The 12711-nt window shown below is 71.5% G+C and carries 18 protein-coding genes and 1 pseudogene; 8 read left to right on the top strand and 11 right to left on the bottom strand.

Going from position 1 to position 12711, the window contains the following annotated elements; translation table 11 throughout:
- Positions 1-14: 14 nt before the first annotated feature.
- From Ari01nite_RS31230 to Ari01nite_RS31215, 4 genes are read right to left on the bottom strand one after another with little or no spacing between them, the layout of a single operon-like run.
- Positions 15-527: an NUDIX hydrolase gene (locus tag Ari01nite_RS31230; RefSeq protein WP_203785801.1), complete on the bottom strand. Its 513-nt coding sequence runs from the start codon at positions 525-527 to the stop codon at positions 15-17.
- Positions 528-537: 10 nt separating this feature from the next.
- Positions 538-1158, bottom strand: a complete 621-nt coding sequence (locus tag Ari01nite_RS31225) for a histidine phosphatase family protein (RefSeq protein ID WP_203785800.1) — start codon at positions 1156-1158, stop codon at positions 538-540.
- Positions 1155-1799 carry a histidine phosphatase family protein gene (locus Ari01nite_RS31220; protein ID WP_239163185.1) on the bottom strand — a complete coding sequence of 215 codons (645 nt, stop codon included), beginning with the start codon at positions 1797-1799 and terminating at the stop codon, positions 1155-1157. Before Ari01nite_RS31220 ends, Ari01nite_RS31225 begins: the two co-directional genes overlap by 4 nt.
- On the bottom strand, positions 1796-2299 hold the full coding sequence (locus Ari01nite_RS31215) for a P-loop nucleotide/nucleoside kinase family protein (RefSeq protein WP_203785799.1): 504 nt from the start codon (positions 2297-2299) through the stop codon (positions 1796-1798). The genes Ari01nite_RS31220 and Ari01nite_RS31215 overlap by 4 nt, the downstream gene beginning before the upstream one ends.
- Positions 2300-2345: 46 nt before the next feature.
- Here Ari01nite_RS31215 and Ari01nite_RS31210 point away from each other — a divergent pair, with 46 nt between their 5' ends.
- Positions 2346-2849 (top strand): nucleoside deaminase, encoded by a 504-nt coding sequence (locus tag Ari01nite_RS31210; RefSeq protein WP_203785798.1) that lies wholly within the window; start codon positions 2346-2348, stop codon positions 2847-2849.
- Between the two features lie 88 nt (positions 2850-2937).
- Here Ari01nite_RS31210 and Ari01nite_RS31205 read toward each other — a convergent pair whose 3' ends face one another.
- Positions 2938-3108 (bottom strand): hypothetical protein, encoded by a 171-nt coding sequence (locus Ari01nite_RS31205; protein ID WP_203785876.1) that lies wholly within the window; start codon positions 3106-3108, stop codon positions 2938-2940.
- Positions 3109-3122: 14 nt separating this feature from the next.
- Between Ari01nite_RS31205 and Ari01nite_RS50200 the strand changes: the two genes are divergently transcribed.
- The 4 genes from Ari01nite_RS50200 to Ari01nite_RS31190 are packed head-to-tail and all read left to right on the top strand — an operon-like array spanning position 3123 to position 4767.
- Complete coding sequence (locus tag Ari01nite_RS50200; RefSeq protein WP_239163184.1) at positions 3123-3473, top strand: hypothetical protein; 351 nt, start codon at positions 3123-3125, stop codon at positions 3471-3473.
- Between the two features lie 8 nt (positions 3474-3481).
- Entirely contained in the window at positions 3482-4081 is a 600-nt protein-coding gene (locus tag Ari01nite_RS50195) for a GNAT family N-acetyltransferase (protein ID WP_239163183.1), read from the top strand.
- Between the two features lie 9 nt (positions 4082-4090).
- Positions 4091-4594 carry an NUDIX hydrolase gene (locus Ari01nite_RS31195; protein ID WP_203785797.1) on the top strand — a complete coding sequence of 168 codons (504 nt, stop codon included), beginning with the start codon at positions 4091-4093 and terminating at the stop codon, positions 4592-4594.
- Positions 4591-4767, top strand: coding sequence for a YegP family protein (locus tag Ari01nite_RS31190; RefSeq protein WP_203785796.1), 177 nt, complete (start codon positions 4591-4593; stop codon positions 4765-4767). The genes Ari01nite_RS31195 and Ari01nite_RS31190 overlap by 4 nt, the downstream gene beginning before the upstream one ends.
- A 65-nt stretch (positions 4768-4832) precedes the next feature.
- Here the strand turns inward: Ari01nite_RS31190 and Ari01nite_RS31185 are convergent, their stop codons facing one another.
- Positions 4833-5732, bottom strand: a complete 900-nt coding sequence (locus Ari01nite_RS31185; RefSeq protein WP_203785795.1) for an AraC family transcriptional regulator — start codon at positions 5730-5732, stop codon at positions 4833-4835.
- A gap of 71 nt (positions 5733-5803) precedes the next feature.
- On the opposite strand from Ari01nite_RS31185, the pseudogene Ari01nite_RS51720 reads away from it, so the two are divergent.
- Positions 5804-6007 (top strand): annotated as a pseudogene (locus Ari01nite_RS51720) (NADP-dependent oxidoreductase); the annotation flags it as partial.
- A 485-nt stretch (positions 6008-6492) separates the two neighbouring features.
- Here Ari01nite_RS51720 and Ari01nite_RS51440 read toward each other — a convergent pair.
- The 5 genes from Ari01nite_RS51440 to Ari01nite_RS31155 form a co-directional block, all read right to left on the bottom strand.
- Entirely contained in the window at positions 6493-6633 is a 141-nt protein-coding gene (locus Ari01nite_RS51440) for a hypothetical protein (RefSeq protein ID WP_369076776.1), read from the bottom strand.
- Between the two features lie 131 nt (positions 6634-6764).
- The gene (locus tag Ari01nite_RS31170; protein WP_203785866.1) at positions 6765-7121 is read right to left on the bottom strand and encodes a GntR family transcriptional regulator; all 357 of its coding nucleotides are present in this window, start codon (positions 7119-7121) and stop codon (positions 6765-6767) included.
- Between the two features lie 15 nt (positions 7122-7136).
- On the bottom strand, positions 7137-8519 hold the full coding sequence (locus tag Ari01nite_RS31165; protein WP_203785792.1) for an MFS transporter: 1383 nt from the start codon (positions 8517-8519) through the stop codon (positions 7137-7139).
- Between the two features lie 99 nt (positions 8520-8618).
- A complete protein-coding gene (locus tag Ari01nite_RS31160; protein ID WP_203785791.1) occupies positions 8619-9572 on the bottom strand; it encodes a tyrosine-type recombinase/integrase in 954 nt (317 codons plus the stop codon).
- A gap of 576 nt (positions 9573-10148) precedes the next feature.
- On the bottom strand, positions 10149-10838 hold the full coding sequence (locus tag Ari01nite_RS31155; protein WP_203785790.1) for a cytidylate kinase family protein: 690 nt from the start codon (positions 10836-10838) through the stop codon (positions 10149-10151).
- 253 nt (positions 10839-11091) lie between these two features.
- On the opposite strand from Ari01nite_RS31155, the gene Ari01nite_RS31150 reads away from it, so the two are divergent.
- Both Ari01nite_RS31150 and Ari01nite_RS31145 read left to right on the top strand, forming a co-directional pair.
- A complete protein-coding gene (locus Ari01nite_RS31150; protein WP_203785789.1) occupies positions 11092-11808 on the top strand; it encodes a VOC family protein in 717 nt (238 codons plus the stop codon).
- Positions 11809-11913: 105 nt separating this feature from the next.
- Entirely contained in the window at positions 11914-12672 is a 759-nt protein-coding gene (locus Ari01nite_RS31145; RefSeq protein ID WP_203785788.1) for a hypothetical protein, read from the top strand.
- The last annotated feature ends 39 nt before the right edge of the window (positions 12673-12711 follow it).

The following is a 12711-nucleotide window of genomic DNA, read 5'->3' as shown; positions in this document are numbered from 1 at the left end:
CGCTACAGGTTCTGTTACAGCGCCCCCGGGTCGGTCAGGGCCCGGGGCGCCGGCTCTCCGGCCGGCGCGTACCAGGCCTGCGGATCGTCGCTGCCGGCCGTCTCGATCCGCAGCTTGGCCCACTCGTCGAGGTCGGGCAGGTCACCCGGCGCGAACCAGCCGACGGCCAGCGACTCGTCCCCGTCGGCGCGCGGTGCTCCGCCGACGGCCCGGCACCGGAACCACACGTTCAGGTATTCGCACCGGTCCCCGTTCGGGTACTCGACCGGGTGGGTGGCCGCGCCCGCGACCCGGTCCACCTCGGCGACCACGCCGGTCTCCTCGTAGATCTCCCGCACGATCGCGTCGGCGGGTTGCTCACCCGGGTCGACCATGCCGGCCGGCAGCGACCAGCGCCCGTTGTCGCCGCGGCGCAGCAGCAGGATCCGCCCGTCGCCGTCGCGCACGACGGCGCTGACTCCGGGCAGGAGCAGCAGGTCATGCCCGATGTGGGCGCGCAGCGTGCGCACGTAGGGCGGTACGGCCATGCCCGCGAGCCTAGGCGAGGGGTTCGCGCTGCCGGCCGGCCGGGTCGATCCGGTAGACGACGTCGTGCGGATGTGTCTGGCAGACGGCGAGGTGCGGGTCGAGGCCGAGCAGATGCCGCTGCAGCATCCGGCCGATCATCTCGTGCGCGACGATGAGCGGCCGCCGCGCGGGTCGCCGGCTCAGCTGCTGCAGGACCCGCGCCGCCCGCACATCGGCGTCGGCGTAACTCTCCCCGCCCGGGAACCGCCACCGGTATTTGTCGGCGGCCCGCCGCTGCCGCGCACCCGGGTAGCGGGCGTCGATCTGCTCGTCGACGAGGCCGCTGAACTCACCGTGGTCGATTTCAGCGAGGTCGTCGACCACCTCGACGTCCACCCCGGCGACGTCGCGGCTGATCGCGGCGCCGATGATCCGCGCGGTCGTCAGGGCCCGTCCCATCGGGCTGGCGAAGATGCCGTCGACCCCGCATCCGCGCAGCGCCGTCCCGTGCCGGCGGGCCTGCGCGATCCCTGCGGCGGTCAGCGGCGAGTCGAGGTGCCCCTGCCGGCGCCGGACCACATTCCACTCGGTCTGCCCGTGCCGCGCCAGGAACACCACCTCCCAGGGCCGGCCCGCCGGAGGTGAAGTCACCCGGCCCCCTCAGCCCCGCCGCAGCAATGCAGCGTCCACCGCGCCGGCGGCCACGCCGACGGGTCCCCGTCCGTCGACCACTCCGTCACCGACGCCGGGGCCACCTTCAGGTCGAAGGCGCGGTACAGCGGCTGCCCACCCAGCACATGGAACGAGCTCTCCACCGTCTCGCTGTGCCCGACCAGCACGGCCGTGCCGCCGGCGTGGCGCTGCGCTATCTCGGTGATGGCGCTGCCGGTGCGGGCCACCAGCTCCGCCCAGGTCTCGTTGCCGTGTTCGAAGGGCCGGAACACCCCGCCACCGCCGGCCGCGTGGGAGTCCTGGAACTCGGCCGTCCGCATCCCGTCGGCGTGCGGCGGCAGATGCCAGGTGCACAGGCCGCAGTGCTGCACCGGAGCCGTGCCGAGGGCTGCGCCGATCGCGTCGGCGGTCTCCACCGCCCTGGGCAGCACGGACGAATAGACCGCGGCCGCCGTGCCGCCGAGCCGGCCGGCCAGGCTGAGCCCGACGGCACCGGCCTGTGCCCGGCCGCGGTCGGTGAGACCCCGGCACCCTTCCGGACCGCCGATCACACCGTCCAGGGAGTGGTGGGACTCGCCGTGGCGAACAAAGAGCAGCCGGGTCACCGGCGGGCGGGTCACCGGCGCGCCAGGATCGTCGCGGCGACCTGCTCGGCCGGCACCGTGCCGTCGACGAAGTCGGCGTCGGTCAGGTCGGCGAACGTGGTCAGGGCCTGGGCGACGTGGTCCTGCCGCCACCCGGCGGCCTTCGCCTCGATCTGGTCGGCGGCGATGCGGGCGCGCAACTGCGGCTCGGGCACCGCCAGCACGAACTCGCGCACCTCGGCGCCGGACTTGCGGATGCCGTCGAGGATCTCCGCCCGGTGGCCGGCGTCGATCAGGCTCATCGGCGCGATCCACGGGTGCGGGTAGTGCTGCGCCAGCCCGCTCATCGTCTCGACCACCAGGTGCCGCCACAGCGGCAGGTCCTGGAAGTCACCCGTGGGCGCCGGCACGAACGTGGTCAGCAGGTACCCCACGTACTCCGGATCGAAAATCTTGGCCTCGGGGATGCGTGCCGCCAGCAGGGCCGCGGTCGTGGTCTTGCCGGCACCGAACGCGCCGTTGATCCAGACAATCACGAGTGGATCCTGCCACCGCGGGACAACCGGCCGTAGGCTGCCGCGAATGACACCCGACGAGCTTGTGCAGGCGGCGATCGCCGTGGCCGAGGACGGCATGGCGCAGGGCGAGCTGCCGATCGGCGCGGTCGTCGAGATGGGCGGCGTGCTCATCGGGCGGGCGTTCACCCGCGACCGCGGCCGGGGCCGGCGCCTCGTGCACGCCGACCTGCTCGCCATGACCGAGGCCGACGAGCTGCTGGGCTGGCGGGGACGGCCGCACCCGGTCCGGCTGGCGGTCAACCTGGAGCCCTGCCTGATGTGCCTGGGCGCCGCGATGGCGTTCCAGGTCACCGACGTGTATTTCGGCCTGGAGTCCCCGGCCGACGGCGGCGCTCGCCTGGTCGAGGGCTGGCCCCAAAGTCAAGACCTTCCGTGGTACGCCGCGCCGGCCGTCACCGGCGGCATCCGCCGAGCCGAGGTACAGGACCAGTTCCGCCGCTACTGCGACCGCGCCCCGGAGTCGAGTTTCCGCACCTGGGCGCGGACCCTGGTGGATCTGCCCGCCTGAAACCCGGTTGCCGCCGCCTGCCCGCATCGACGAGCCTCACCGTCATGGCCGACTCCACCACCGCGCTGTTCGACCGGCTCGCCGACCGCTACGACCAGGTGCTCCCGTTCTTCGCCGCGTTCGCCGCCCGGCTGCTCGACGTGGTCGACCCGGCGCCGGGCACCCGCCTGCTGGACGCCGGCTGCGGCCGCGGCGCGATCGCCCTGGCCGCCGCGGCCCGCGGTTGCGTGGTCACCGCCGTCGACGCCGCACCGCGCATGGTGTCCCTGCTCGGTGACCGTGCCGGGACCGGCCGACGACGGCGGCCGCTGGGACCGGTTCCACCGGATCGCCGCCGAGTTCTCCGGCCCGCGCCCGCACTTCCCGGACGTGGCCGCCGCCCTCACCGCGGCCGGTTTCACCGACGTACGCGCCACCGGCATCGCGGTGTCGCTGCCGGTCGCCGACCCGGGCACCGCGTGGGACTTCCACCTGTCGCACGGGTTCGCGGCCCGCGTCGACGCCCTGTCCCCGGACGACGCGGCCGCGTTCCGCCGCCGCGCCCTGGCCGAACTCACCCGCATGCACGGGTCGGGCGGCATCGTGCTGGACCGCGGCGCCGTCGTCCACCGGGCCCGGGCATAGTGGTCGTCGTGCCCCTCACCACGCCGCCGGCCATCCCCGCCGGCACCCTGTCCGCCACCCCGCAGCCCGTGCTGTCCACCCCCGACGGCCTGTTCCTGCGTGCCTGGGAGCCGGCCGACGCCCCGGTCTTCCTGGCCGCCTACCGGGACCCCGCGATCCGGCAGTGGCACACCCGGCAGCCCGCCGACGAGGCCGAGGTCCGCGACTGGTTCGCCGGGTACCGGGAGAAGTGGGCGCAGGAGTCCTACGCCAGCTGGGCGGTGACCCGCGACGGCACCGTGCTGGGCCGGGTCGCGATCGGCGGCGTCAACCTGGACGACGGGGTCGCCGGCTGCGCGTACTGGGTGCTGCCGGCCGCCCGCGGCGCCGGTGTCGCACCGCGGGCGCTGACCGCGGTGAGTGCCTGGGCTCTGGCGGAGGGCCGTTTCCACCGCCTGCACCTCGACCACTCCACCCGCAACCAGCCCTCCTGCCGGGTCGCGGTGAAGGCCGGGTTCGTGCTGGAGGGCACCAAACGCAGCGTCGCCGTGCACGCCGACGGCCGGCACGACATGCACCTGCACGCCCGGGTGCGCGGTGCTGAGTTCCCTGAGCTGGCCGGACCCTAGATTGGGCGCATGGCTGTTTCCCCGTACGTGTCCACCTTGCGTGCCCACATCGGCCGTGACCTGCTGCTGTTGCCCGGCGCCGGCGCCGTCGTCCGCGACGGCGCCGGCCGGATCCTGCTGCTGCGCCGCGGCGACGACGGCCGGTGGGCGCTGCCGGCCGGGATGATCGAGCCGGGGGAGCAGCCGGCCGACGCGATCGTGCGGGAGATCTACGAGGAGACCGGCGTGGTCGCCGAGGTGGAACGGCTCGCCGGGGTCGGCAAGCACGTCAGCGTCTACCCGAACGGCGACCACTGCGAGTACCTGGTGGTGTGGTTCCGGTGCCGGGCCGTGGGCGGCGAGGCACGCCCGGACGGCGAGGAGTCCCTGGAGGTGGCCTGGTTCGCGCCCGGCGACCTGCCCGCCGGCCTGGGGGAGCGGGCGCGCCTGCGGATCGCCACCACGGAATCCCCCGGGGGTGAGGCATGGTTTTCGCCGCCCGCGGGTAGAAGCGGAGCGGAGGTGCGGCAATGAAATTTGTGGTCAAGGAGACCAGCAACGGTCAGTTCCGGTTCAACCTCGTGGCCAGCAACGGGCAGGTCGTGGCCACCAGCGAGTCCTACCAGCAGAAGGCGTCGGCGATGAGCACGATCGCCTCGATCCAGAAGAGCGCGGGCGGCGCCACGGTCGACGATCAGACCTCCTGACATCCACCGCGTCAGCGGGCCCCGGGTTGCTCCCCCCCGGGGCCCGCTGTGTGTCCGGCTGAGGGTTACGCGCTGAGGCGGTATCGGCCCGGTGCGATGCCGTGCTGGCGTTTGAAGGCGGCCGCGAAGGCGAACTCCGACGTGTACCCGGCCGCCTTCGCGACCACCGCGAGCGGTGCGTCGTCGCGGCGCAGCAGCCGCGCCGCCGTGGTGAGCCGCCACCAGGTCAGATACGTCAGCGGCGGCTGACCCACCAGGGCGGTGAACCGGCGGGCGAACGTGGCCCGCGACATCCGCGCCTCGGCGGCCAGCGCGGCCACCGTCCACGGCCGGGCCGGGTCCCGGTGCATGGCGGCCAGCGCGGCCGCGGTCGGCCGGTCCCGCAGCGCGCCCGGCCAGCCCGTGGCCCCCGGGTGACCGTCAAGGGCGGCCCGCAGCAGGTACAGCAGCAGCGTCTCGAGCAGCGCCGGAACCAGCGCGTCCGTGCCCAGCCGCGGCCGCTCGAGCTCCGCCGCGAGCAGGTCGGCGGCCGGCAGGTGAGCGGCACGCACGTGGATCAGATCCGGCAGGTCCAGCAGCAGCGGATGCACCAGAACCGGATCAAGCTCGTACGCCCCGCACAGCGTCACCGTCACACCCGTCCCCGCCGGCGTGCCGATCTCGTCGACGGCGAACAGCGGCCCGTCCGGTGCCGGATGGCAGGCAGCCGTCACCGGGCGCGTCGACGGATCGTCGCTGAGCGTGTGCGCCGGCCCGTGCGGGCGGAACACCACGTCACCGGCCTGCAGCGCGAGCGGCGCCTCGCCGGGCCGGGTCAGCCAGCACCGGCCGCGCAGCACCACGTGGAAGCCGGCCGCCCCCGGCACCGCGGCGAACTCCTGCGCCCACGGCGCGTGCCAGGTCAGCAGCGCCGACCGCGGCCGCCCGGTCCGCAGCACGGTCAGCACATCGCTGAGCACATCCATGAGACGACAGCGTATACGAACGCGGTTCTCACGCATTCATCGTCTCGGCGCGGAGCCGTACGGTCGAACCCATGAAGGCGATGCGCATGCACGGCTACGGAGACGTCTCGGTGCTCTCCTACGACGACGTCCCCACCCCCACGCCCGGCGCCGGCGAGGTGCTGGTGCACGTGGAAGCCACGTCGTTCAACCCGTCCGAACTGGGCCTGCGGCGCGGCCTGCTGCGCCACCTGTTCGACGTCGACCTGCCGCACACCCTCGGCAACGACGTCGCCGGCACCGTCGACGGCCGGCCGGTGATCGGCCTGCTCGACGGGGGAGCCGCCGCCACGTACGCCATCGCCCTTGAAAATGCTCTTGTCCCGGCACCGTCGGCCATCCCGCTCGCGCACGCCGCAGCCCTGCCGATCGCCGGGCTCACCGCCTGGCAGGCCGTCCACGAACACGCCGCCGTCGCACCCGGCCAGCGCGTCCTGATCACCGGCATCGGCGCGGTCGGCCGCCTCGCCCTCCAACTCGCCCGCAACGCCGGCGCCCACGTCATCGCCGCCGCCAGCCCCCGCAGCCGCGACGCCGCCCGCGAACTGGGCGCGGCACAGGTCGTCGGGAACGGCCGCGAACTCGACCAGCCGGTCGACGTCCTGCTGCACTGCGCCCCGGCACCGGTCGACGCCTCGGTCCTGCGCCCCGGCGGAACGCTGGTATCCGCCACCGTGCCCGTCCCCACCGGCATCCACTTCGTGACCCGCAACGACCCCGCTCACCTGGCCGCCCTCGTCACGCTCGTCGACCAGGGGAAACTGCGCCTCCACTCCAGCTCCGCGCTCCGCGACGTCACCCACCCGCCCCGGTCCGCACCGACCACCACGAACACGTCCACATCCGAGTGCCCGGTCCCCATCCCGCGAGCCACCGACCCGAACAACACCAAACCCAGCACCAAGTCATCCGCCGCGGCTCGCGCCCGCAGATCGGTGTACGCCGTCGTCACAGAACCATTCTCGCGGGCCGGAGCAACGGAATTCGAAACTCCTATAGACCCAGCGCCGCCCGCACCAGCGCCAGCGCCGTCTCCGGAGCCACCCCCAGCGCCCGGGTCTGCTCCGCATAGGCCGCGGCCGCCCGCTGGGCCTGCGACGACGTCCCCGCCGCCCGCGACGTGACCACCGTGCCCAGCCGCCCCCGCGTCTCCACCAGGCCGGCCGCCTCCAGCTCCTTGTAGGCCCGCGCCACCGTGTTCACCGCCAGACCCAGATCCGCCGCCAACACCCGCACCGGCGGCAGCTTCGTCCCCGCCGGCAGCAGCCCCGCCGCCGCCAGCTCGGCGATCCTCAGCCGCACCTGCTCATAGGGCGGCGTCGGCGACCCGTGGTCGATCCGGATGTCCATCGCAGCGGACAACGATCAGACCACCCGCGGAGGTGTGTTCCCGGCCGCCACGATCGCCCGGCGGATCGGCACCAGCGCCAGCAGGATGCCACCCACCAGGAAGAAGAACACCAGCGACACGATGCCCACCCGGTAACTGTTGGTCAGCTGGAACACCAGCCCGAACGCCAGCGGACCCAGCCAGCTCGTACCCTTGTCGCTGATCTCGTAGAAGCCGTAGTACTCGCCCTCCTTGCCCGCCGGGATCAGCTGCGAGAACAGGCTCCGGCTCAACGCCTGACTGCCGCCCAGCACCAGACCGATCGCCGCACCCAGCAGCATGAACGGCAACGGCTCACCCTCCGGCAGCCAATACGCCGTGACCACCACACCCAGCCACAACGCCAGGCTGAACAACACCGTCTTCCGCGCACCGATCCGCGCCGCCATCGCCCCCAGCAGCAACGCCCCGCCGAAAGCCAGGAACTGCACCAGCAGAATCGTGATGATCAGCGTCGACTGCCCGAGCTTCAACTCCTCGGTCCCGTACTGACTCGCCAGCGCGATCACGGTCTGGATACCGTCGTTGTAGATCAGATAGGCAAGAAGAAAAAACAAGGTCAGAGGGTACGCCCGAATGCCCCTGATCGTGTGCCCCAGCTGCCGGAAACCGTCCGTCAGCACATTTCCCCGCCGCTCGGTCGACGCCGCCCCCGGATGCTCCCGCAGGAACCTCAACGGAATGAGCGTGAACAGCGCCCACCACACACCCGCGCTCACGATGCACCACCGCGCCAGATCCATCGTCCGCTGCGGATCGTCATCGATCGACAGAATCGTCACCGCCACCAGGTTGAACGCCAGCAGCAACCCGCCACCCAGATACCCCAGCGCCCACCCGCGGCTCGACACCTTGTCCCGCTCGTCCGGCCCCGCCAGCTGCGGAAGGAACGAGTTGTAAACCACAATCGACGCGCCACCCGAAATGTTCGCGACCAGGAACAGCGCCCCACCCAGCAGATACCGGTCCCCGGTGACGAACACGAACCCCATCGTCGCCGCCGACGCCAGGAAAGCCGTGCACGCCAGCAACACCTTCTTCCGCGGCGTCCGGTCCGCAATGGCCCCCATCACCGGCAGCACAAAAACCGTGAGGAAAACCGACAACGAGACCACGTACGGGTAATAGGACCCCGCCGCGACTTCGATCCCCAGCGGATAAACCCGCCCGTTGCACTCGTCCGCCCCGAGCTCACAACCCGCCGCCACCTCGGTGACAGTGGTCAGGAACGGCCCGAGAAAAACGGTCAGAACCGTGGTGGAAAAGGCGGAGTTGGCCCAATCGTAGAAATACCACCCGGTCCGCTCACGACGCGTACTGCGAGCGGGCTCCACCTGCGAAATCTCATCTGCGGCCACGCCGGCTGACCCCCTGCGAACACCGGGCGGTTTGCCCGCACAGCGCAGGAGAGTAACGGATCGAGCCAACCCAGCCAAACCTCAAAGATCGCCCGTACCTCAAAGGTCGCGCAGCGCCCGGTTGGTGCGATTGGCCCGCACGGCCGCCCGCTGCTGCTCGGCCGTCACCTCGATGTAACCCTGCGACGTGGTCAGCGACGCGTGCCCCAGCAACCGCATGATCTCGGAAGCGTTGGCCCCGTCCTCGGCCAGCCGCGTAGCGAACGTGTGCCGCAACGCGTGCAGCTGCGCACCCCGCGGAACCCGGTCCACAATCCCCGCGCGCCGGTAACAGGACTCCACCAGATACTGCAGCCCACCGCGCCGCAGCGGCTGCCCGCGCCGGTCCACCAGCAGGAGAGAGGCCGCCTCGGCCCGCCCGAACCGGACCCGCCGCGAATCCAGGTACCGCTCCACCACCCGGTCCAGCTCCGGCTCGATCGGCACCGTCCGCGGCCGCCCGCCCTTACCCGCCACCTCGACCCGCCGCTCACCCGGCCGCCCCAGGACCGACCCGATACGCAGAGCAAGCAGTTCGGACAGCCGAAGCCCCGCACACAACGCCAGCGCCAGCACGGCGACGTCCCGCTCCGGCCACGGATCCCGCTGCCGGTCGTCGACCTGGCTGACCCTCTCGAGAAGCTGCTCCGGCGTGTCCTCACCACGCAGCGGCTTGGGGGAGTGCGCGGGCAGCCGGGGTTTGTCCACCGCCGACATCGGATTACCCGCAACCACCTGCTCAGTCACCAGAAACGTGAAGAACGCATTCCACGACGACCAGGCCCGAGCCACCGAAGCCGGCGACCGCTCCGCCGCAAACCGGGCAAACGCCGACCGCAGCAAACGAGGGGAGAGGTCACCGAGAGTAACCCTTTCACCGTCGACGAGTCCCAGCACAGCCCGAAGATCCCGCCGATAGGCCTGCAACGTATGCACCGAAGGCTTACGCGTAGCCCGAGCAGCCAAAAACTCCTCGACAAGCCCCTCAGCCGTAATGTCTCGTTCGTCATGCATAAGGTATATTATGCAGCATCTAGGCATTTATAGCAGCTGGTGTCCGTTCCCAGTTCACCGACGAGAAGCAAGAGCAGCTGCCGACAGACCGTGCGCGGAAGCTAGCCCAGAGCCGAGCGCCCCGCCGTAGAGATCACCAAGCGGCCGGGACCACTCCAGCGTGGCGCGGCACCCACCAGGCGCAGAACCACCGCGGCGGCGCGGGTTCCTTACTAACAGCTCGGCACTAACAGCTCGGCACTAACAGCTCGGCCGCCCAGCGCGCGCCCAGCACGACGACACCCGGTCGCCGTGCTCCCGACGCCCGTCGGGGCCGGTCCGCGGCAAGACCCAAGGCGCCGTCACACGGTTCGCACCCGACCCGCGTGGCTAGCAGCACGGTCCGAAACGCGACCGCAGCGTTCTGGCGGGAGTGGCGTTCCCAGCGACCGCTAAACGCCGGCTCATCGCTTCCTCCGCAAGCACCACCTCCTCCCGGCGCTTCTAGTTGACATAATGTAAATTATCGACCCGGGATCTGATCGATGAAGCGGGCGCAGCAGCGTCGATCTCTCGGCGCTCAGCGGAACCAGATGTTCACCCATGGCAACGGCCAGCACAGCGGTCGTCCCAGGCCGGCCGCTCTGGTTCGTCGTTGTGCACGATGATGTCGGCGTGATCGGCAGGGCGGACGGTCGCGAAGTACAACTGCTGGGCGGGGATGTAACGCTCGCGCCACCGTCGTTCGACGTCGGCCTGAGATGACACCTGGCGTGCCCGGATCACGGCACGATCCACGGTCCTCTCGAGCGCAACCGATACGAAGACACGGAGGTCCCACCGTTCAACCAGTTCCGGCCGCATGAGGAAGACGCCGTCGAAGAGCAGGACGGCGTCGGCGCGGGCGGTGCCGACCGGCGGGGACATCGCTGTGTCCGTGGTGTGGTCGTAGGCCGCGTGCTGGAAGCTTCGATCTCCGTTCGGGCCGAGCGGATCGAGCAGGATCCGGTTCAGCGAGTCGTAGTCGTGGGTGTCGAAGTAACAGCCTTCGGCCGAGTATTCGCCGCGCGGATAGCGCTGTGCGCGGGGGAAGAGGAAGTGGTCGATCGTCGCCCGGATGACGTCGCGGCCCTGTGCGCGCAGGGTGACGGCGAGTTCGTCGGCGAGGGTGGTCTTGCCGGCGGCGGGCGGCCCGTCGATGGCAACCCGCGTCGGATGTGTGGCGGTGACGGCCCCGACCGCCTCAGCTAGATGGCCGAGCAACTCTGCGCGGGTGCCGTGGCCCATGTCGTGTCCCATCTTGGTCTCGCGAACGCCGGTGTGCGCTTCCCGTCCCTCCGGGGCGCGGTGGCTCTGACAAGGACGTGTTCTACCTCGGCCTCTCCCCTGGTCCGGTGGGTTGAGCGGCCATGCCGAAGCAAGGTGTCGCGTGCACTCAGGTGCCGTATGCGGAGCGCGGCGTGGGGCGGTGAGGTGGGCATGGCGGGGAGGTTAGTCGGGGGCTCCGACATTTTTCGGTGGGTCGCCTACGGTCGGGGTCATGTTTGTACGCTGGATCACTGGGTTCCTCGACTCCCCCTCGGCGGCCGCGGAGCCGTTCTGGCTGGCGGCGACGGGGACGACGCTGTCCGCGCGGCGCGACGGTGGCACGTTCGCGACGCTGGTGCCGGGCACGGGGGACGCTTATCTCCGCGTACAGCTGATCGGATCTGGCCCGCCGCGTGCCCACTTTGATCTCCATGTGGCCGGGGTGTCTGCCGCCGCCGGCACGGCGGTGGGTCTCGGTGCTGAGGTGGTACGCGACCAGGACGGTCTCGTGGTGCTCCGCTCCCCTGCCGGTGTCGTGTTCTGCCTGGTCACGTGGCATGGGGAGCACGCGGTGCCGGGTCCGGTGCGGTGGCCGGGCGGTCAGTCGAGTGGGGTGGACCAGCTGTGCCTGGACGTGCCGGTGGACCGGTTCGAGCGGGAGGCGGCTTTCTGGACGGAGTTGACCGGGTTCGTGCGGCGCCCGTCGGATCTGCCGGAGTTCGAGGTGCTGGAGCGGGTGGCCGGGTTGCCGGTGCGGTTCCTGCTGCAGCGGACCGGGCCGGGCGTGGCGGGCGTACACCTGGATTTTGCCTGTGACGATGTGGACCTCGAGGTGGACCGGCAGGTGGCGCTGGGTGCTGTGGTGGTGCGGCGGGTGCCCGGTGAGTGGACGACGTTGCAGGATCCGGCCGGCCGGGAATATTGCGTGACGGGGCGCCCACCGCAGTGAGCACAGGCGTGGTGACCGGACTCGCCGGGGTGGTGGTCGGCGAAGTTGTCGGTGCCCCCTGGTAGAAAGATTGATACAGGCGTTCGAATCTTGATGGAGGGTGTGATGGTGGCCCGTGGTTTGAGCACGGACGAGCTGGCGGCAATCCGGGACGGGTTGGCTGCCGGACGTAAGCCGCGGGTGCAGTTCACCGAGGCGGCGGGGCAGATCTCAGGGCAGATCGGCCAGGTGGTGTCGCTGGACGATCCGGCGGTGTCCGACGAGTGGGTGGTGGTGCGGTTCGGGCGCGACGAGTTGCCCTTCTCCCCCACTGATCTGCGGGTGGCGCCGCGCGGGGTGGCGGCCCGTAAGGCGGTTCCGGCGGCCGAGCCGAAACCGGAGCCACCGGCGCCACCAATGCCGGAGTTCGTGATCGACAAGCCGGTGCCGGTCAAGAAGGCCAGCGTGGCGCCGCCACCGGCACCGGCGGCGGGCAGGGAGGCGGCGGGCAGGGAGGATGGTGTGGTGAGCGCGCCCGCGCCACGGAAGGGTGGAGACGACGTGACGGCTTCCGCGCCGCGTAAGGCGGCGTCCCGGTCGGCGAAATCGAAGCCGGCGCCGTCGTTGACGGTGACGCTGGCCTACGGCGAGGGCGAGTGGACGATCGCCGCCAACCAGGGTGCCAAGGTGCTGGCGAAACCCTATGTGATCCGCCCGGCGGAGGCGCTGCGGATGGTGTCGCTGGTGGACATGCCGGGCGTGCAGGAGGCGGTGGAGCACATCCTGGCGGCCGAGCGGGCCGAGGCGGAGCAGCAGGCACAGCGGTTGCGGGCCGAGCTCGCGGAGGTGGAGGCGCGGTTGGCGGAGTTGGGCGACGCGCACTGAGGCCGCTCCGGCCGGGCCGGCCGGAGCGGGCCGGGCCGG

It is taken from the genome of Paractinoplanes rishiriensis, from assembly GCF_016862375.1.
In the GTDB taxonomy this organism is placed as follows: Bacteria; Actinomycetota; Actinomycetes; order Mycobacteriales; family Micromonosporaceae; genus Actinoplanes; species Actinoplanes rishiriensis.
This window is presented reverse-complemented; position numbering and strand designations above follow the sequence as displayed.